At 38.4% G+C, this 19,469-nt stretch carries 19 protein-coding genes and 1 pseudogene; 7 read left to right on the plus strand and 13 right to left on the minus strand.

Annotation, left to right across the window (positions count from 1 at the left end; all coding sequences use genetic code 11):
- Positions 1–235: 235 nt before the first annotated feature.
- The gene (locus CU635_RS23340) at positions 236–382 is read right to left on the minus strand and encodes a hypothetical protein (RefSeq protein WP_180956518.1); all 147 of its coding nucleotides are present in this window, start codon (positions 380–382) and stop codon (positions 236–238) included.
- Positions 383–668: 286 nt separating this feature from the next.
- Between CU635_RS23340 and CU635_RS11085 the strand changes: the two genes are divergently transcribed.
- Positions 669–875: a hypothetical protein gene (locus CU635_RS11085; RefSeq protein WP_101577424.1), complete on the plus strand. Its 207-nt coding sequence runs from the start codon at positions 669–671 to the stop codon at positions 873–875.
- A 197-nt stretch (positions 876–1,072) separates the two neighbouring features.
- Here CU635_RS11085 and CU635_RS11090 read toward each other — a convergent pair whose 3' ends face one another.
- Positions 1,073–1,996 (minus strand): S66 peptidase family protein, encoded by a 924-nt coding sequence (locus tag CU635_RS11090; protein WP_101577425.1) that lies wholly within the window; start codon positions 1,994–1,996, stop codon positions 1,073–1,075.
- A gap of 602 nt (positions 1,997–2,598) precedes the next feature.
- Between CU635_RS11090 and fdhA the strand changes: the two genes are divergently transcribed.
- Positions 2,599–3,816, plus strand: a complete 1,218-nt coding sequence (fdhA, locus tag CU635_RS11095; RefSeq protein ID WP_101577426.1) for a formaldehyde dehydrogenase, glutathione-independent — start codon at positions 2,599–2,601, stop codon at positions 3,814–3,816.
- A gap of 649 nt (positions 3,817–4,465) precedes the next feature.
- Here fdhA and CU635_RS11100 read toward each other — a convergent pair.
- Positions 4,466–4,729 carry a hypothetical protein gene (locus CU635_RS11100; RefSeq protein ID WP_101577427.1) on the minus strand — a complete coding sequence of 88 codons (264 nt, stop codon included), beginning with the start codon at positions 4,727–4,729 and terminating at the stop codon, positions 4,466–4,468.
- 112 nt (positions 4,730–4,841) lie between these two features.
- On the opposite strand from CU635_RS11100, the gene CU635_RS11105 reads away from it, so the two are divergent.
- Positions 4,842–5,129 (plus strand): hypothetical protein, encoded by a 288-nt coding sequence (locus CU635_RS11105; protein ID WP_101577428.1) that lies wholly within the window; start codon positions 4,842–4,844, stop codon positions 5,127–5,129.
- A gap of 652 nt (positions 5,130–5,781) precedes the next feature.
- On the opposite strand, the gene CU635_RS11110 is transcribed toward CU635_RS11105, so the two are convergent.
- Together CU635_RS11110 and CU635_RS11115 are read right to left on the minus strand one after the other, a co-directional pair.
- Positions 5,782–6,255, minus strand: a complete 474-nt coding sequence (locus CU635_RS11110; protein WP_101577429.1) for a hypothetical protein — start codon at positions 6,253–6,255, stop codon at positions 5,782–5,784.
- A pseudogene (locus tag CU635_RS11115) lies at positions 6,227–6,781 on the minus strand (site-specific integrase); the annotation flags it as partial. The gene CU635_RS11110 and the pseudogene CU635_RS11115, both read right to left, overlap by 29 nt.
- A 386-nt stretch (positions 6,782–7,167) precedes the next feature.
- Here CU635_RS11115 and CU635_RS11120 point away from each other — a divergent pair.
- Positions 7,168–7,785: a GntR family transcriptional regulator gene (locus tag CU635_RS11120; protein ID WP_101577430.1), complete on the plus strand. Its 618-nt coding sequence runs from the start codon at positions 7,168–7,170 to the stop codon at positions 7,783–7,785.
- A 73-nt stretch (positions 7,786–7,858) separates the two neighbouring features.
- Here the strand turns inward: CU635_RS11120 and CU635_RS11125 are convergent, their stop codons facing one another.
- Genes CU635_RS11125 through CU635_RS24200 form a run of 3 tightly spaced genes read right to left on the minus strand, consistent with a single transcriptional unit; the run spans position 7,859 to position 10,558 of the window.
- A complete protein-coding gene (locus CU635_RS11125; RefSeq protein ID WP_101577431.1) occupies positions 7,859–9,433 on the minus strand; it encodes an ABC transporter permease/substrate-binding protein in 1,575 nt (524 codons plus the stop codon).
- Entirely contained in the window at positions 9,433–10,380 is a 948-nt protein-coding gene (locus CU635_RS11130) for a CBS domain-containing protein (RefSeq protein ID WP_308303501.1), read from the minus strand. The genes CU635_RS11125 and CU635_RS11130 overlap by 1 nt, the downstream gene beginning before the upstream one ends.
- The gene (locus tag CU635_RS24200; protein WP_308303500.1) at positions 10,343–10,558 is read right to left on the minus strand and encodes an ATP-binding cassette domain-containing protein; all 216 of its coding nucleotides are present in this window, start codon (positions 10,556–10,558) and stop codon (positions 10,343–10,345) included. Before CU635_RS24200 ends, CU635_RS11130 begins: the two co-directional genes overlap by 38 nt.
- Positions 10,559–11,047: 489 nt before the next feature.
- On the opposite strand from CU635_RS24200, the gene CU635_RS11135 reads away from it, so the two are divergent.
- Genes CU635_RS11135 through CU635_RS11145 form a run of 3 tightly spaced genes read left to right on the plus strand, consistent with a single transcriptional unit; the run spans position 11,048 to position 13,250 of the window.
- On the plus strand, positions 11,048–11,635 hold the full coding sequence (locus CU635_RS11135) for a copper resistance CopC family protein (RefSeq protein WP_101577432.1): 588 nt from the start codon (positions 11,048–11,050) through the stop codon (positions 11,633–11,635).
- A 4-nt stretch (positions 11,636–11,639) separates the two neighbouring features.
- Positions 11,640–12,731, plus strand: a complete 1,092-nt coding sequence (locus tag CU635_RS11140; RefSeq protein ID WP_101577433.1) for a copper resistance D family protein — start codon at positions 11,640–11,642, stop codon at positions 12,729–12,731.
- Between the two features lie 18 nt (positions 12,732–12,749).
- Positions 12,750–13,250 carry a PCYCGC motif-containing (lipo)protein gene (locus CU635_RS11145; RefSeq protein ID WP_308303499.1) on the plus strand — a complete coding sequence of 167 codons (501 nt, stop codon included), beginning with the start codon at positions 12,750–12,752 and terminating at the stop codon, positions 13,248–13,250.
- Positions 13,251–13,407: 157 nt separating this feature from the next.
- On the opposite strand, the gene CU635_RS11155 is transcribed toward CU635_RS11145, so the two are convergent.
- The 5 genes from CU635_RS11155 to CU635_RS11175 form a co-directional block, all read right to left on the minus strand.
- Positions 13,408–14,745 carry an amino acid permease gene (locus CU635_RS11155; protein ID WP_101577435.1) on the minus strand — a complete coding sequence of 446 codons (1,338 nt, stop codon included), beginning with the start codon at positions 14,743–14,745 and terminating at the stop codon, positions 13,408–13,410.
- Between the two features lie 861 nt (positions 14,746–15,606).
- Positions 15,607–16,968: an amino acid permease gene (locus tag CU635_RS11160; protein WP_101577436.1), complete on the minus strand. Its 1,362-nt coding sequence runs from the start codon at positions 16,966–16,968 to the stop codon at positions 15,607–15,609.
- A 475-nt stretch (positions 16,969–17,443) separates the two neighbouring features.
- Positions 17,444–17,962, minus strand: coding sequence for an AAA family ATPase (locus tag CU635_RS11165; protein ID WP_101577437.1), 519 nt, complete (start codon positions 17,960–17,962; stop codon positions 17,444–17,446).
- A gap of 258 nt (positions 17,963–18,220) precedes the next feature.
- Positions 18,221–18,643 (minus strand): excalibur calcium-binding domain-containing protein, encoded by a 423-nt coding sequence (locus tag CU635_RS23630; RefSeq protein WP_219620135.1) that lies wholly within the window; start codon positions 18,641–18,643, stop codon positions 18,221–18,223.
- 308 nt (positions 18,644–18,951) lie between these two features.
- On the minus strand, positions 18,952–19,395 hold the full coding sequence (locus tag CU635_RS11175) for an RrF2 family transcriptional regulator (protein WP_101577438.1): 444 nt from the start codon (positions 19,393–19,395) through the stop codon (positions 18,952–18,954).
- Positions 19,396–19,469 lie beyond the last annotated feature (74 nt).

The raw sequence follows: 19,469 nt of genomic DNA on the forward strand, positions 1-19,469 counted from the left end.
TTCCTCCTAACCATTTGAAAATAGTCTTAAAGTTATTATCACTGAAAGGAGCAGTAATTATTCACATGGTATAACTAGGATCTGTCGGATTGACTAGAACGATAATCAGCATGAAGGCTTTCTTGTTCTGCATAGCATAAGGAAATAGATTTTTTGTGCATCAATTATCCATTGTCAAGCATCCTTTGATCGACTGGCTTAGAAATGAGCTGCAAGCTGTCATCCTTTCGGCAGGTTATTCTGCATTTTTAGGTAGTGGTGCCCCTAAACCTTGAGGATTTGACTCATCATCTATTTTTTCTTTTCCTTTGCCCTTTTTTAGTCCTTCGAATTCATTATGCTCAAGTAAGTTGTCGTCAAAACTGAACTTGTTGTCTTTCACACGCATCACCTCCATTTAAATAAGTTGTGTAGAAAAGATGAAAGTATACTTATAAAAACATATGTTTTATTTGATTTAACAAGACAGGGGTAGATTTTTTTCCGTATGTAAGAAAAATACAGGCTTAGAAACTCCCCTTTGCAATCCTCTCTCACAGCCTTTTTGTCTGCCACTAGAAATTGTGGTTGACTCTTACAACCTAAGCCTTATGGTAATGCACTTTCTTTAATTTTCCCTTATATTCACAGATATTTTGTCGCAAGTTAAGGAGTAGGAGGTGATTTATTTGGACGAAAACGAACTTACACAGCTTTTTCCAGAGCCAAATGACCTTAGGGGATATCAAGCACACTGTGCTGAACATTCTCCTCGTTGGGAAGGTCAATGTAAATCAAACAATTATGACGCGTTCGAGGATGCGAAGGCACACGATGAGGGTGCACATGGTGGAAAAAGGACTGCCACTGTGTCCCGGAGCAGTTGCACTCCTTAGTTACAGATAAGAGTAGCCTAAAACGGTTACTCTTTTGTGTTATTCGAAATGGTTAACCAGAAGTATCGGCTGACCTTTAATATGAACTGGCAGGTAGTTTAAAAAGAAAAACTTGTGTATCGCATGAGACCCAAATTTGTGTATGAAGAAAAACGTCTCATACAACCCGGTCCTTTTTGATTGGATGTTTTATTACATCACAAAGAAACAGTTGGTTCGAGCACAGTCAATGTATTATTTACCGTATCGAGATTAACAGTAGCACCTATTGGAATAGCAGCTTTATAAACACCGTGCCCTGTAGCAAGGTTGACCATTAAAGGTTTTCCCAACGGGACTAACCAATCATTAATTAAGTCTTGATACGTTGTCTGATAAGATACAAGGCAATCCGTACATTGTCCCATGATAATTCCAAGACAATCCTGGAATTTACCTGACATCGTGAGTTGCGTAAAATACCGAAAAATCGTTGTAGTAGGTGCATGAATTTCTTCTAAAAAGAGTATTTTTCCTCGTGTATCAATTTCAAATGGAGTACAAAGGGTATTGAGTAACGAAGTCATATTCCCACCTACTATTGGACCCGTTACATTGCCTGGTACCAAACTCATCAGAGGCATATCCGGTGGATTTTGGATAGTCCTGGGAGAAACCGATGTAGAGGTTGCTTCGAAGAATTGATTAAAATTATAAGCAGGTGTGTCTGGTTTAAAATCAATAAGCATCAGACTGTGGAAGGTAATTAAATTGCTAAATTGATACAAACTATTTAGTAAAACTGTTATATCACTATAACCAGATAAGATTTTAGGGTTCTCGCTTATCACTGCAAAATCTAAATAAGGAAGAATGGTCTGAACCCCAGTCCCTCCTCGTGTTGGTAGTATCATTTTCACTCCCGGATCTCTGAACATATTCATTACATCCTCGGCCCTTTGCGTTGCTGGTGCAGCTACGATGCCCTCATAGGCATAAACATGCCTGCCGAAGACTACATTAAAGCCCATATCTCTCAAGGTTTGTACTCTGGCATTAATAATATTAGCATCAAGAGGGCTGCCAGGTGTAACCAATCCTATCGTATCTCCTCTTTGCAACAACGGTGGTCGTATCGCCATTTTTTCCTCTCCCTGTGTTCTCTTCAATTTTTTTTGGCTCCAGGCCACTCTAAATCGCAAGCTTACAAAGTCATAACCAATATTTTCAACTCATGTCAATAATGTTTCTTTTATTTCCAACTCCAGCTACTTTCAGCATTCCGGTATCTTCATTGACCTTTTCGTGTACCGATTCGATTTTGTGTGATAAACCATATGTAGATATATGTGCCTCTGACGGATCCCAACCCGCGCTCCTTCGTAAGTCATGAACGCGTTTCCCTATGGATTTTTATATACCTCAGATAACTTGCTTTGCGGTGCTTCTCAAACCTTGGCTAGACCCCGGCGTTCTTTCCATTCGAAACTACAGAGCATCATTACAAATGTATATGAAAAGACAGTTTATTTTATCAACAAATAATGATATGAGACCTTCTATATATATTTTTCAATTCAATCCATCTCGGTATTGCTTAGTTGTGCTATCTGTCTGGCACCTCAACGCAAACAACAAAACCTCATCAATTATTGAACTTGTCAGAATAAATGGAATACCCCCTCATATAATGGTAATGTTTACAAGCTTTGCAGCTATCTATTATTTTAGGGGAGTGATTTGAATGGCCGGTAACAAAGCGGTAGTGTATGTTGAACCAGGAAAAGTAGAAGTTCGCGACATTAGCTATCCAGATCTGGTTCTAAGAGATGGACCCGGGGTGAACCCATTGAATGTCGGAAGAAAATGTAACCATGGTGTGATCCTTAAGGTTGTTACGACTAACATTTGTGGCAGCGACCAGCATATGGTACGAGGTCGGACGACAGCACCAAGTGGTTTGGTATTGGGTCATGAGATAACAGGCGAGGTTATTGAAGTAGGAAGTGATGTTGAATTTATCAAGAAGGGGGATTTAGTTTCTGTACCATTTAATATCGCGTGTGGCCGATGCAGGAGCTGTAGGGAACAACATACGCATGTTTGTGATAATGTAAATCCCGACCGTCCAGGTTCGGCATACGGATACGTGGATATGGGTGGCTGGGTCGGCGGACAATCGGAGTACGTAATGGTTCCTTATGCTGATTTCCAGCTGCTGAAATTTCCTGATAAGGATCAAGCAATGGAGAAAATTCTTGATTTAACAATGCTTTCCGACATTTTTCCAACAGGATATCACGGTGCTGTCAGTGCCGGAGTAAAGCCAGGCGCGACCGTTTATGTTGCGGGGGCGGGTCCGGTAGGCCTGGCTGCTGCTCATTCAGCACAACTGTTGGGAGCATCTGCCGTTATTGTTGGTGACTTGAATGGTGAACGTTTGGCACAAGCTCAAAGCTTTGGCTGTGAGACAGTAAACTTACGGGAGTACCCAAATCTTGCTGAACAAATTGAGCAAATTTTAGGCGTTCCAGAAGTTGACTGTGCCATAGACTGTGTTGGCTTTGAAGCACATGGCCACGGCATGTCCCATGGAGAGGCTCCAGCAACTGTTTTGAATTCGATTATGGAAGTTACCAGAGCAGGAGGACGACTGGGTATTCCTGGACTGTACGTGACCGGGGATCCTGGTGCTGTTGATGATGATGCCAAATTCGGCACTTTAAAAATCCGGCTTGGTTTAGGCTGGGCAAAGGCTCACACCTTTGTGACCGGACAAACGCCAGTCATGAAGTACCATCGGGAACTAATGATGGCGATTTTGAGCGGCAGAGCCCAAATTGCCAAAGCTGTAAATGCTACGTTAATTTCTCTTGATGAAGCTCCTAGTGGCTACAAAGAGTTCGATAGCGGCGCATCGAAAAAATTTGTCATTGACCCACACGGCCTGGTGAAAAATTAGTTGTTCGATTGTTGGCGGCCAATTCCAGTCTGCTGAACCTCATTGTTCTTTACATTGCTTCAATCAAACTCGTACCAATAACATCGTTCTGTTTACTTAGGTTCCATTGGATCCGCGGGAACTGATGGGTAAATATGGATTCATCGAAATCTGAAAAAAACGAAACAACCCTTTATGAAATGCCGTAAAGGGTTGTAGCCGTTATTCAATTCAATCATGGAATGAAAAATTTTTATCAACTGCGCACCCCGTTCAACAGAAAGAAGTTAAATTAAACTTGAAAGTAGTTGTTCATAATTCCTTGGGGATTTTTCAAAATTCTTTGGAATAAGGACAAATAACACATAGCTGTTATTCTGGGTGGGATTGGACTGCTTTTATTAAAAGTCAAGAAAATCATTTGTAAGTCATATATTCAATATACATATATATAATGTCACACATTATATATAATCTTGTGTACATAAAGTCGTCTAAAAATTTTTTCAGGAAATGTTAGGGGATTCCATTCTTATATGATAGTTTACATAAAAAAATTTAAAAGTAAAAAAACAAAACCACCTCAAAGTCTTGTGGTGTTTTTAAAAAATCAACTTTAATAAAATTTCTAAATTTACTTTGTAAAAGGATTTTACACTTTAGTAGTTATTTAGAAGAATAATATGTAGCCTACAAGGGCCATTAATAAGAACAAGACGTTTCCTAGATTATTTAATTTCTTAGGTTTTTCTTTAGAAATTTGGTTACTTAGTAAAATGAATAAACTGGTGCCAACCAAGATAATTAAAGCTTTTAAAAACCATTGCACACTTAAACCATTAGTATGTGTAACAATAAAATTAATAAAGATAGCCCATAATAAACCTAAAAATCCAGATAATAGCAGGTAAACAACCTTTTCACTTGTCTTCATAACCTCAACTCCTTTCTATAATAGTAAGATAATTCTATATATTTTGTCAATTGGTGTTTACACTAATTTACATACTTGTTATTATATATAAAAAGTTACAAGAGGAGTTAAAATGAAAAAATTGTTGTTTAGCTTGATTTCTTTTGTACTGTTGTTCAGTCTTTTGCCCCCTAATGCTATGACTAAAGCCGAAACAAAAATATCTGATCAAGAAAGTTTTTTGGACGCTATAAAAAAGAGTGATAGTTTCAAAGAATACAAGAAGTACCTTATTGAGAAAGAACCAACTATCTTAAACCCTGTTACTGATGAGAATAATAATCATATAGGTTATATAGCCCAGTTCGAGATTGATTTTGAAAAGGATTTCAAAGCAGAAAAAGGATCTATTAACTTTTAACTTTCTATTAACTTACATAATTGATTTTTCAGAGGACGAAATGTTAGAGGGTTTGTTAGATTATAGCAATGTAGTTAGTGAAAAGAAGATCTATTTTAATAATTTTGGAACTGGTGAAACAGTAACATATGATTCTCCGATATACCTGAACTTCAAGAAGTTGTAGTAATGCTCAACAGGAAGCTAATGCTGTAGTTGAAAAAGCTAATATTCAATTGCAGTCAGGAACAGGAGATGTATCTACACAGGCAGCTGGCGAGGTTTGTTGGTTATGCTCAAATATCAATCAGGCGGCGGTGATTATTCAGGTGCTTGTGCTGCTTTTGTTGGTGCGGCCTGCCGTTGGGGAGATAAACTTCCTTATGGAAGAGTACTATGTTCAGCTGCTATAGTTATAGGATGTTATGTACCAAAATACACAATTTGTGTTGAGGGAAAGTGGATGACATCATGTCCAATGTAAAGTGCCTCTTATATATTAAAATATAATTAAAATGTAAAACCACAGAATACCCCCGACTTTAGATACAGCCTAAATTGGGGGTATTTTTGTAAATTACATACAATTAGTAAATACTATATTTAGGTTTTACCTTGGATAAATGATTGTAGGTTTAATATATAAAGCACACATTAATGAAATGCATTTTTGCTACTTAAACTTCTCAAAATAATTCACTATCCATCTTTTTTGATTATCTACAATGAATTTTTCTGCAAGGATTAGACGTTGAACAAGTTCTTTCTTTGATAATTTCATATACTTATTATGTGTATTATCTATATTTCGATTTGATTTTATTCTTCGAAAATCAAATTCATCTGAATTTGTATTCAAGGTTGACTTTTTATTACTGCTATTCTCTTTTTGTTTATAAGTTAGACTATGTTGTTTATAATAATCGTATAGTTGCTCATTTGTTCTAATTGTATTAGGGTGAATACCTTTCCCTTTAGGATCAATTTTTTTTGAGATTTCGGCTATATTACTATATGTAACAGGCTCACCATTCTGAATTAATAAATCAATTGCTTGAATGCCGATCTCTACTGATCGGTTACTACGTTTTCGGTGACTTTCTTTAAGCCACGGTCTATCATTTATCGTATTGAATGTGTGGCTCATATTTTTGTTCCTCCCTATACTGTTCAATTAGATTTATTTCTTTTAATTCAGTCCGAGCGTGTTTTCTCATGGCTTTTGCCTTTTTAACTTCTAAAGTTAACCCCATCGAAGTAAATCGTTTTTCCATATCTTTTGATAGCTCAATCACGTCTAATAATTCATGCTTTTTTTCAGGTTGTGGTATTTTTGCTTGGCAGCCTAAACATTGCATTTTTATAGGACATACATAATCAGTAACACAAGTGCCACCGATTACATTATTGAATACTCCTACTTTTTCTTTGTATTCCTCTAGCTCTTTTTCAAGTTCTTCAGGATTACGTAAAACGGCTTCATCTAAGTCAACATAATCAGAGATCACATCATGTAAATCACTAACGGACTGAGCTACTTGACTCTGAGTGGGCTCTGAGTAATATTCAGTTACCCCTAGATCACGTTGGTGTAGTATTTTAGCAACAATATCAATTGGTATCTTTTGACGTTGAACTGCCTCAGTAGCAAATGCATGACGTAGAAGGTGTGATATCCGTTGGTTATCTGACTTTTGTTGTAGAAAAACAAATAAGAAAGCAGAAAAACGAAAAATAAAATCTTCTTTCATTAACGGTTGCAAGCTTGAAGATTGGAGCTGTCATTAATGGCAGCTTTTCTTATTGGCAATTGAATTTAATTGAGGGTTGGTGTCATTGAAATATTATTAGAATCTTCTACGCTTAATAGTCCCGTCCATACTTGTCAAACTTAGTTCGGCATTCCGGGACGGTGGATGGTATGTTCACCTAATTCAGCTTGAATGGTTCCTGGTAGTCTGTAATAATGATTTTAAATACGATTGTGCGCAAAAAACCCATAATTCTTCAACAACATTTTTCCGTATATATTTTTTTAAAAAGGATGGGAATGTAGCTTATGCCTAGGGCCAAGATGCCAGCCTACGAACGAATCGCAATCGACATTGCGAACAGGATATACACTGAGAAGTATAAAGAGGGAGAAAAGATCCATGGGAGGTCGACATTAGCTAGTGAGTATAATGTATCCCCGGAAACGGTCAGAAAAGCGATAAAGATTTTAGAAGATGTGGAAATTGTCCATTCCACAAAGGGAAGCGGCGTAGTCATCGGAGCCCGGAAGAACGCCTTTAAATACATCAACAGGTTTTCCAATTTGGAAAGCATCAAAGATTTAGAAAAGCAAATGAAAAAGCTGATTGAAGAGAGAGAAAGGCTGGACGCACAACTATTTCAAACAATCGATAATATAATCGATTATACAGGGAAACTGCGCCATACGAATCCGCTTGCTCCAATAGAAGTGGAGATATCAGCACGGTGCAGCCATATCGGCAAAACCGTTTCAGAGGTGAAATTCTGGCAAAATACTGGCGGCACCATTATCGGCGTGAAAAGGAATGGCGAACTAATCATTTCACCTGGACCATATGTGAGCATTGAGGCTGGAGATGTCATGTTAGTTATTGGTGATGAAAAGACTTACGACCGCGTCATGAATTTTCTGGCGGAGTAAACATGAATGGGATATGATGATGCACGTTATTTGACTAGGATTACAAAAAAACAAGGCGGACAGATCCGCCTTGTCAGTCTACCAATCCTTCCTCTTTAAGAAACTCTTCTGCAACCTTCTCTGGAGATTGCTTCAGACTATCCACTTTATAGTTCAGCTCGCGCATTTTATCGTCCGTAAGCATACCTGCCAGTATATTGATGGCTTTTTCCAGCTCAGGATATTCTTTTAATGTCTCATCCTTTACCAATGGAACCGCATAGTAAGGAGGGAAGAAGCTTTGGTCATCTTCCAGCACTTTGAGGTTGAACTCCTTGAGTAATCCGTCCGTTGAAAAAGCATCAATTACGTCACTTTCTCCGCTTTTCAATGCTGTATACCTCAAGCCGCCATCAACCGCCTTCACATCCCCAAATTGCATATTATACTTTTCGGCAAGTCCGGCTAAACCATCGTCCCTGTTCGTGAACTCGATAGTCGCGCCAACGGTCAATTCGTTACTTACGGCGGCCAGGTCCGAGAAAGTCTCCAATCCGTATTTGTCTGCAGTATCCTGCCTCACAGCCAGCGTATATGTGTTATTGAATCCCAGCGGCTTCAATGTCTTAATATTGTACCGGTCGGCAAACTCATTTTCGACAATATCATAGACTTCATCAGGATCGTTCGAAACCTCTTTCTTTAAAATACTGACAAGCCCGGTACCGGTATATTCCACATACATATCAACATCGCCATTATTAATGGCATTGAAGACGACCTGCGTCCCGCCAAGGTTCAGTTTTCTTTCTACCTGGAGATCGGTTTTATCCTCGATGACATCCGCTACCATATTCGCTAAAACCATTGACTCACTAAAGTTTTTCGACCCGACGACAATTTTATCCTCCGCGCTGACCATCGGATAGACATAAGCCATTCCTATGCCTGCTAATATCAGCACAGCAGCAGCTGTCGGAATGAGGACCTTCCTGTCATAACGGCGGCCAGTACTCTTTTTGGCCATTGAGGCACTCGTTTTATTCGTATATGAAATCCTTGATTCAAGCTTCCCAACCGTAAAATCGATAAGCAGGGCCAGAATACAAGCAGGAATCGCCCCGGCAAGAATCATATGGTTATCGACGGTTGACACACCTGAGAACACAAGATAGCCAAGTCCGCCAGCTCCTACGAATGCGGCAATCGTCATCAGTCCGACAGCCGTTACCGCAGAAATCCTGATTCCCGCCATGATTACCGGGAACGCCAGCGGAAGCTGGATCTTCCTCATCGTCTGGCTTCCGGTCAACCCGATTCCTTTTGCTGCCTCCAAAATATCCGCATCAATATTGGTCAAGCCAGTATACGTATTTTTTATAATCGGAAGCAATGAATAAAGAACAACCATGACGATGGCTGGCGTACTTCCAATCCCGATAAACGGAATCAGGAAACCAAGCAGCGCCAAACTAGGTACCGCCTGGAGGACATTGGCCGAACCAATAATGGGTTTTGATAAGTGTTTGTTCCTGGAAACCAGGATCCCTAAAGGAACCCCAACGATGACTGCAATAAGGACAGAAACGACACTCAGCAATATATGTTGCCCCAGTAAATTAAGAATCTGGTTATAATTAGCCGTTACATAATCGAAAAATGCACTCATTAAAAAGCCACCTCCAAGTCAATCAACTGACTGCTCAACGCAGCCAGGATGCTGCTTCTCGTGATCAGACCGGTCAATTGCTTTTCGCTGTTGACGACTGGCAAATAGCCGATTTTATGATCATTCATCATTTTCAGAACGGAAATCAAATTTGCATCTTTAGAAACGGAAAGAACGTTGCGCTCCATAATTTCTCCGATAACAGAATTCCGGTCTTGCAGCTTGATATCTTTTAACGTGATCAGTCCTAATAGAATACTATTCTTATCAGTCACCAATAGGCTGTCAACCTTGTTTTCTCTCATGATCTCTATCGCCTGCAGCACGTTGCGCTTCGGCGTGACCTTCACAGGATTGGAAATCATGATGTCCTGTGCATTTAAGACCTCTGGGTTATTCCAAACCCGTCTTTTGCCGATAAAGTTTTCAACGAATTCCGATGCTGGATTCTTTAAAATATTCTCCGGCGTATCGTACTGAAGGATTTCCCCATCTTTTAGCAGGCAAATCATATCCGCAATTTTATATGCTTCATCCATATCGTGGGTAACAAAGATTATCGTCTTGTTCAATTCCTTCTGCATATTGAAAAGTTCTTCCTGGAGGGAACTTCTTGTGACGGGATCTAATGCGCTGAAGGGTTCATCCATGAGGATGATATCGGAGTTCGTGGAGAAGGCTCTTGCTACCCCGATCCGTTGCTGCTGTCCACCGCTCAATTCCTTTGGAAACTGGTGCATGTATTCCTTTGGATCCAAACCAACCAGTTCAAGCAGCTCTTCTGTTTGCTTTTCAATTGCTTGCGGATCTTCTCCTTTTAGCTTAGGGATGAGTTCGAGGTTTTCCTTGATGGACATGTGTGGGAAGAGCCCGGTGTTTTGAATCACATACCCGATATTCCTGCGTAATTCAATTGGGTCGACAGTGGAAATATCCTGGCCATTCACAAAAATCTTCCCGGATGACGGCCTGAATGAGTCTGTTGACCATCTTGAGCAAGGTCGTTTTTCCGCATCCGCTTGGGCCGATGAAAACTACAAGCTGCCCGGCTTCAATATTCAGGCTGAAATTGTCTATGACTGTTTTTTTATTATATTTTTTGATGATGTTTTCAAACTGAATCATCCTATACCTCCCTATTTACTTTTTTGCTTTTCTACTGAAAGTAACAACTTTATTATAACACAAAAGTTGTTTGTTTGCAGAGCAACAGCAAAGGCAGGAGGTAATAGACAATATCGGTTGCCAGTATATCCTGCAATACCGAAAAACGCCGTAAATGAAGTGCCTGCGGCGTTTTACTATTATTAACAATCTATTTAAATCCCGGGTGATATACCTTGATGCGCAGCTCGCAGCAATTACTGCCGTCACGTACGATTGGTTTGTTCATTAATCTACTATATTAAAATAGATTTAGACTAAGTTCCTTCGGATTAACTCCTTATCCAAATGCATCTTCCTCTTTTATCTCATTTTCCGGTACTCCAAACATTTTTACCAACACTATTAATACCAGTATTTAAACGAATCTGGTAATATACAAAGACTCGTTTGAATAATAATGATAGTTTTGGTAGAATTGAGAACGTATTTTGTGAATGGAGGTCTATTATGACAAAGAAATTATTTATTTTAACTATAATGTTGTTCACTGCATTTGCTACTAATGCGTTTGCACACACTGGGTTAGAAAGCTCTTCCCCAGCGGATGGTCAAGTTGTAACAGAAAACCTAGATGAAGTGAGTTTAACGTTCGAATCAAAAGTAGAACAAGGTAGTACATTTGAGTTGAAAAATACAACTGGGGATGTTATAGCAATAGACAACATCATTGTTAGCGAGAATCAAATGACAGGAAGTTTATCACAGACACTTGAAAATGGCAGTTATCAAGTTTTATGGAAAATTGTCGGATCCGACGGACATCTGATAGAAGGACAATATTCTTTCACTGTAGAGATACCGGTTGCAGAGACGCCTGCTGAGGAGCCAGTTGAAGCGCCAGATGACGAGCCGGTAACAGAAGAAGACGAACACAAACAGACTCAGCAAGAAAAACAGTTGGAAGAGAACAAAGCAGGTCAATCTGCAGAGGCTTCTGATAACAAATTGCCGTCTTTTGTGATCCCATCCATTATCGGTGCTTTAGTTATAATCATCATTGTTAGCTTCTTCTGGCTGATGAGGAGGAAGAAATAGTTTAATGTTAGTTTTGGGAGTCATTAGTGATACTCTTTTATATCTTTGTTTTGCCCTCCTTATCGGCAGTTTTCTTTTATATCTCGTACCTGCTGGCAAACGGCCGGATATACACGTTCCAAAAGGAGTTTTAATGGCTGCAACCGGAGGCATAGCGATTTTTTCTTTTATCCCGGTCCTATCGTTAATCTTACATTTGTATCAAGATATCGGGTTATCCCAGACGACACAATCTGTCTTATTTACCTTTGAAGTAGGGAAAGCGTGGATATTCACTTACCTTATCTCTAATATTTTATTCATCTTTATCGTTTGGTTTGATTACCGTAAAAAACAGCTGTATGCATACGTGGGCATATTCTTTACAGTGGTGTTAATTTTGGCACTTGGTTACTCCAGTCACGCTACTTCTATAGTGGAGTGGAAAGGATTTCTCACCCATACATCCCACTTTACAGCGATCAGTGTCTGGGTTGGCATACTCATTATTGTAAGTTGGTTTTCAAAAGATCATTCCAACTGGCTGCGCTTTCTGAAATGGTTTACGCCTGTAGCGATGGTTTGCTTCACAGTAACAATTATTTCCGGGCTTATCTTAATGAGTGTTGTAACTGATTTTAAGGATTACACAAATGCTTGGATGATTCCATATGGGCAAGCATTGCTAATCAAGCATTTATTAATTGTTCCACTACTTGTCTATGCTACTATGAACAGTTTATTGATCAAAAATAAACTAAGAAGTGATGAGAATTTCAATCCAAAACCTTGGACTAAAACAGAAAGTGTTGTGATATTGCTGATATTCTCAGCAACAGCAGCAATGGGACAGCAATCCCCTCCTCATGAAACACTGGTGACGGACACAAGTGTGTCTAAGCTTTTTAAAATATTTTATCAAGGCGAATTTCAACCTGGTATGACTGTACAGCTTATATTGAACACAACAAGTGTTTCTCTCATTATTCTTTCGGTTCTGTTTTTAGTTTTAGCACTTTTTACATTGATCAAAAAAGCGCCGGCAATGTTATCATTCTGTATGAGTATTCTATTTGTCTTATCTAGCTATTTATCTTTGATTATAAGTATTCAATAGGAAAAGTGGTGAAAGAAGATGAAGAAGTTCATTTATCCAATGCTACTAAGCTCTATCATCATTTCTGGTTGTGCTTCAAACGACAGTGGCAGTGAGCATCCTGAAGAGAATCTTCGTGAACAAGAACATAACCACGCTGAACAAGAACAGCCAAAATTGGAGTATGTAATCGGCAGCAATGATTGGTCCGCGATTATGGATTATACAGATAGCAAAGAGATCCTGGAAGCTTATCAATTTGCGGTTGAACACCCAGAAGTGTTAAATTACATGCCTTGTTATTGTGGCTGTTACGAAGAAGACGGGCATACAAGCAACACAAATTGTTTTGTAGATTCAGTTGACGGCGACATAGCTAAATTAGACACCATGGGCTTTGGCTGACAAGTCTGTGTTGATATCGCCCGTGAGGCGAAACAAGAGTTTGAAAAAGGTACAGATTTAAAAACAATTCGTGAGAATATCGATTTTAAATATGAGGGTAAACATCCAACACCTACACCAATACCAACGGCATAGGCATAAAAAAGAACATCGCTGACTTATAGCAATGTTCTTTTTTATTGCTTTTCGTATATTAACTAAATAAAATTCTTCAAATCATTATTTTTTTTCACACAACCTGATCACCTTCCTTTTTAAGGAAATAAACTGTGCTTTGCATTACTGAGAGAATTTATTCTGTCTTTTTTAAAATGAATGACAGTAGGATAAGAATTCCTACCGTTACAAGGCATACATATGTGCCAATTACATTATTTGTGTTAAAAATAAACGCAAAGAAGATCAAGGCCAACATCAAGATTGCAACGATCGTCATGAATGGATACCATTTTACCCGGAATGATGGCTGGCCATCATATTGAGGGCGAAGCTTCAATTGTGCTGCACAAATACTTAGCCATATTAATATTATAGTAAAACCAGGAATGGACATAAGATAGCCGATTACCTGATCGGGCGTCCTGTAGGCTAGAAATACTCCCATCAATATACATATTGTCGTGATCGCAATACCATTCAAAGGAATTCCATTTTTTGTTGTTATTAAGAATGCTCTTGGTGCTTCTCCGCTTTGAGCCATCGCAAACAATGTTCTTGATGTGGCATAAATTCCTGAGTTTGCCGCTGATAATACTGCGGTGATCAGAACGAAATTCATGATATGAGCTGCGCCGGGAATCCCTGCCATGTCGAATACCTGAACGAAAGGGCTATCTTCTGATGAAACTTGGTTCCAAGGTATGATTCCGCAAATGATAAGAATGGGAAGGACATAAAATATGATCACTCTCCAAACCGTGCCCATAATCACTTTCGGTAAAACTCGCTTCGCATCTTTTGTCTCTGTGACAGCAACCCCGATTAATTCTGCACCACCATAAGAGAACATGACAACTAAAAACGCGCTGATAACTCCTCCGATACCGTTCGGGAAAAATCCGCCATGAGCGGTATAGTTGGAGAAAGGATCTTGAATGGAATTAGGGAAGATACCCAGCAGGATGAAAATACCTAATAAAATGAAGAGTATTAAAGCAAGGATTTTAATTCCCGCAAACCAAAACTCCAATTCTCCATAGTGTTTTACTTGAAATAAATTAATTCCGACTATGAAAACCGCACACAGTAAACTTAAAATCCATAGTGGGACAGTAGTAAACCAATATTGTAAAAAGCTTGCCGCAGCGATTAATTCTACAATCGTTACGAGAATCCAATTAATCCAATAGAGCCACCCTACGATAAACGAGGTTTGAAATCCAAAAGCTTTATGCACAAGACGCTGAACATTTAAATTTGGATAAACGGTACCCATTTCTCCCAACGCCGCCATTACAATAAATAATAAAAGTCCTCCTATTAAATAGGCAACCACGACACTCGGACCTGCGATACTTAACGTTTCAGAGCTACCTTTAAAAATACCCGTTCCGATCATACCTGCTAACGCAATAAACTGGACATGTCTCGGCAATAAGCCTTTTTTTAAATCCTGATGATTTGCTTCCATTCCGTTCTTACCTTTCTATCCTAAGATCATCTGAACACCGATGCCATAATAACCTCAACCCCCCCCCCGGGTACAGTAGAAGCTATTACTTTATTGGTTATGACGACTTACCTTATTAAATGGTAACTCCTAAGGCTGATTAAGTAATGTCACTCGTTTTACTCATTTCCACAAAAGCATCGGCTTTATGGGTGACACAAAAACGACCTTATCTAAAATTCCATTGCACTTAAACGCTTTTTAGCTTTTATGCTTTTTTGTATTAAAGTATTATTATATTAATATATCATTTTCGAATGGTTTGTCAACAAGATAAGCATTGTTCAACCGGAGTTGGAGTGCATATGATGCGCAAAAGAGGTTTTACATCATAAAGCATACAATTTCTCACCGACCATGAAAATGCTAACCTATAAACTAATACTTTTTTCAGTAAAGAACAGGTTATGATAATGATTAGTGAATACGAACGACTTTTATTTCTTAAAGAATTTGGTCGACTGTTAATGACTATAAAAAAACTAGCAATGAACAAATCAAGGAATCTATATACAGCGACCTATTAATACTTTCTTTTGCCATAAACAGCACATCTGATTAACTATAAAATAAAAGCAAGGAGCAAAACTCCTCGCTTACAAGCTCAGAACATATGCTCAGGAAATATTCTTAGTGAAATTAACGACCCTTACGTTTTTCGCTGTTTTTCTTTTATAATAAAAAAGAGAAGTGCGCTAACACTTCTCCCTGAGCTCCACCGTCAAGGTGGAGGTTGTCAAGGTTTAGTTCGGGTCGAAAAGTATTATTACTTTTATTATGTCTCCATAAAGGGTACTTGTTTATTCCAGAAATAGATACCTTTCACTGATTCGCTTGATTCGCCTTCGTTTTCCGCATCTTATAAACCGCAATCAGCAAAATAAACCAAACAGGAGTTATGAACAAGGCAACACGAGTATCTTCCGCAAGTGCTAGCACGACAAGAACGAACGCCAGGAAAGCAAGGATCAAGTAATTGGAAAATGGATAGAGAGGCAATTTAAATTTATTCAATTTCACTAGATCTGGTCTTGTTTTACGGTATTTCAAATGGCTGATGACAGTAATCCCCCAAATAAAGATGAAACATACTGTAGAAATACTTGTAATAAGCGTAAATACTCCTTCTGGCATTACATAGTTCAAAACAACGGCAATTAGAATAACGACAGTTGAAAAGAACAATGCATTCGATGGTACTTTACGGGAAGTAAGTTTTGTCAATGGTACAGGTGCATTTTTATCTTTGGCAAGTGAGTATATCATCCGGCTTGTACTGAAAATGGCGCTGTTACACGCAGAAGCTGCGGATGTCAGAACGACAAAATTGACGATACCAGCAGCTGCAGCGATACCAACCGCAACGAAGACTTGGACGAATGGGCTTGCCATTGGGTTGATGGCGTTCCACGGATAAATACTCATAATGACGATAAGTGCGCCAACGTAGAAAATTAAAACCCGAATAGGGATATTGTTGATTGCTTTTGGGATCACTTTTTCTGGGTCTTCTGTTTCACCTGCTGTAAGTCCGACAAGTTCAATGCCAACAAACGCAAACACCACCATCTGGAATGAGAGGATAAAGCCATTTATGCCATTTGGGAACATGCCGCCGTGGCTCCATAGATTGGTGAAGCTAGATGTGCCTGAATTGGTGGAAAAACCTTTGATAATCATAAAAATACCGATAACAATTAGTGCTAGAATCGCGATGACTTTAATTAATGCGAACCAGAATTCCATTTCGCCAAAAAGTTTTACTGTTGCTAGGTTCATAATTAGCAAAATTACCAGTGCAATTAATCCTGGCATCCACTGTGGTACTTCAGGAAGCCAAAATTGAGTATACAGACCAACTGCTGTTAAGTCGGCCATTGCGATTGAAATCCAGCAAAACCAGTAGGTCCAACCGGTGATAAATGCTGCCATGTTACCTAAATAGTCGTTGATAAAGTCAACAAAAGAATGATATTTCAAATTGGTTAAGAGTAGTTCTCCAAGTGCGCGCATGATTAAAAAGCAAATTACGCCTGTAATCATGTAAGCAAATAAAATCGATGGTCCTGCTAAATGAATAGATTTTCCTGCTCCAAGGAATAATCCGGTTCCGATTGCCCCGCCAATAGCGATTAGCTGTACGTGCCTGTTTTTAAGGCCTCTCGACAATTCTTGTTCCTGCATATGATTTCCCACTCTCTGCTTTTCTAGACTGTTTGCATCTTTTTGCTGATCATACATTTTTTAATAATAAATTTAAAATCAGATAATTGCAAATTGATATCCAGATAAAAAGTTTAACATCTTATCAGTTAATTCGACGGCAATAAATGCTTATATTATCGAATAAAATCAATATTTATTAAACATCATTATTGTCATTCAACAATCACAACTTTAATATTCCGGTTTTCTCAGCTTAAAATCAATTATAGCGTTAGTTATATAACCCTTAAGGGATGAGTTACAACACTCAGACCTTGTATAAAACCGTGGTATTAAGAATAGAAAAAAGCGACGGTTTTCCGTCGCTTTTAATCATCATCTGCGATCAGCCAATTTAAATCAAGACTTTAAGGTATTAAATGATGGTTGGCATTTATTCTTTTTAATATCACTTGGGGTTCATTACGATATACCCAATTGATTTGCGAACTTATCACCCGTTGAAGTAACTCTCAATACTTCTTTTATTAGTTACAACTAATAACTTTTCACTATATATCCCAAATTTATTATAGAAATTAGGTTTACCAACTTCTTCAAAATGCCTATTCCATTTAAACATTTTAAAGAATATTTCTATTGTGGGTTTGTAATTTGACTTTTCAAACCCAAGTTGTTGTAATACAAACCTCTTTATGATTCTATAGGTTCTTATTGGATATTTTATATCTAAGAAAATGATCAAGTCTGCATTATGAAAACTATTTGCCACCCAATCCTCATTATGAACTCCCTCAATAATCCAAGTCTCAGAATGAATAATAGAATTCAAATACTCATCTCTGTCTTCATCAGCTCTTCTTATATCTCCAGATTCTTGCCTTTTCCAAACAACATTATCTAATTCATAAAATGGAAGATTTAACTTTGAGGATAATTCTTTCGCTAACGTTGTTTTTCCACTGCCAACGGAACCAATAATATGTATTCTATTAGGAATTTTATTTTTCAAATTAGACCACCCTCATCAATATAATTGTATTCTATATAGATGTGGATGTCTCCCCTTGCTTCTTCAACTAAGCTGCCCTTCGTTAAGTAGAATCCTTCACAGTCTGAACTGGTATTTTAAGATAAAAATCTTATTTTCTGGTTAAAGACATTTACATCCTTCTCTCTACCTCTCTGTTATTGCATAATACTGCCCTGATATTTAAATAAGTAACTTCAAAAAAAAGCATGATTCTTTCCTGTGCTTCAATTTAGAATTCTAAGGATTCCAATCACATGCCATTCCGTCTCCATCACGGTCTAGATCATGAGGGTCTTCATCAGGACCACCACTTGCCTCATAAAATAGCTGAGCATCTTCCTGGGTGGCGAAATCACCACAATCATGATCACTAGACTTAAAGGAATAAAGATTGTTATCGACTGGTTCCGAATCATCCGCATACCCATTTATAAGGATAGCTACAATGGATACTAGTGCAATTCCAAAAAACAGCCACCCCATACTACCATCACCCAATTTATTTAGTTGTTGCGAAGAAGTATGATCTTTATTACTTTGTCCCTTTCTTAGGATTAACAAAATTAAACCAATGAGAATAGTAACTCCGATTGAAATCGTAACAAATAAATATTTACGGATAGAATAATAATAAATATTCTGACCAAAGGGTACCGCCACCTCCCTCTATAAAACCAGAAAAGTAGCCCTTCTTATATATCTCAAGTTCCTGTTTACTTAAATCACTATCGTAATCGTCATATATATAATCTTCAGTTGCTGCTTCATATCCATCATCATATCCATCATCAAACGTTGATTCTTCATCTATGGAACTTAATTCTTGTTCAACATCTTCATCATGATACGGTTCAGTTGAAGAATCATCTGAATAAGATAGAGATTTTACATTTTCTTCCTCTTCTGAAACATTTTCACTTTCAGCCTGAGCCCATCCTTCAGCGTAACCTTTTCCATATGAGCTGACATCATTGTATGGAGATTTTTTGGATATGGGACGTAGCTGCCTTGCTCAGACTAAAAAGGACCTCAAGGGCCCATAAAGGTTTTAACAAGCAACCCTCCTCCAATGGGCAGCTTTCATATGATGTAATACTCACACACCCCATCGGCGCCAGCGGTCCCTCTAAATTCCGAATCACTTCTCCAATGATGATTTCACGGGGGCTTCTACTTAGTTTATATCCTCCATTCACACCTCTTTTGCTTTGAACGTATCCGTTTCTTTTTAATTGCAAAAGAAGTTGTTCTAAATAATTGATGGGAACCAGAATTTTTTCAGATATTTCTCCAATAGATGTTAGTTGATCTTTATTGTTACCTAAACATATAAGTGCACTAACCAGGCTGCGATTGGAGCTGCGATATACCCTGGGTTTTCTTCTTACATTGGGATGGACGCATGTTAACATTCACTGTTTTAGCCGCTTTTGAAGATCGGCTGCCATTCCTGGACAGCCTTATTCTTATGCAACGGGGCAGTTTA

The sequence above is a fragment of the Bacillus canaveralius genome (assembly GCF_002860125.1).
In the GTDB taxonomy this organism is placed as follows: Bacteria; Bacillota; Bacilli; order Bacillales; family Cytobacillaceae; genus Bacillus_BJ; species Bacillus_BJ canaveralius.

Bases quoted from the DNA above. Each gene is read 5' to 3' on its own strand.
- CU635_RS11090 (WP_101577425.1), bottom strand. From the start codon at position 1,996: ATGGCGATACGACCACCGTTGTTGCAAAGAGGAGATACGATAGGATTG.
- CU635_RS11135 (WP_101577432.1), top strand. From the start codon at position 11,048: ATGACAAAGAAATTATTTATTTTAACTATAATGTTGTTCACTGCATTT.
- fdhA (WP_101577426.1), top strand. From the start codon at position 2,599: ATGGCCGGTAACAAAGCGGTAGTGTATGTTGAACCAGGAAAAGTAGAA.
- CU635_RS24200 (WP_308303500.1), bottom strand. From the start codon at position 10,558: ATGATTCAGTTTGAAAACATCATCAAAAAATATAATAAAAAAACAGTC.
- CU635_RS11125 (WP_101577431.1), bottom strand. From the start codon at position 9,433: ATGAGTGCATTTTTCGATTATGTAACGGCTAATTATAACCAGATTCTT.
- CU635_RS11105 (WP_101577428.1), top strand. From the start codon at position 4,842: ATGAAAAAATTGTTGTTTAGCTTGATTTCTTTTGTACTGTTGTTCAGT.
- CU635_RS11120 (WP_101577430.1), top strand. From the start codon at position 7,168: ATGCCTAGGGCCAAGATGCCAGCCTACGAACGAATCGCAATCGACATT.
- CU635_RS11175 (WP_101577438.1), bottom strand. From the start codon at position 19,395: ATGTTAACATGCGTCCATCCCAATGTAAGAAGAAAACCCAGGGTATAT.
- CU635_RS11155 (WP_101577435.1), bottom strand. From the start codon at position 14,745: ATGGAAGCAAATCATCAGGATTTAAAAAAAGGCTTATTGCCGAGACAT.
- CU635_RS11100 (WP_101577427.1), bottom strand. From the start codon at position 4,729: ATGAAGACAAGTGAAAAGGTTGTTTACCTGCTATTATCTGGATTTTTA.
- CU635_RS11140 (WP_101577433.1), top strand. From the start codon at position 11,640: ATGTTAGTTTTGGGAGTCATTAGTGATACTCTTTTATATCTTTGTTTT.
- CU635_RS11110 (WP_101577429.1), bottom strand. From the start codon at position 6,255: ATGAGCCACACATTCAATACGATAAATGATAGACCGTGGCTTAAAGAA.
- CU635_RS11160 (WP_101577436.1), bottom strand. From the start codon at position 16,968: ATGCAGGAACAAGAATTGTCGAGAGGCCTTAAAAACAGGCACGTACAG.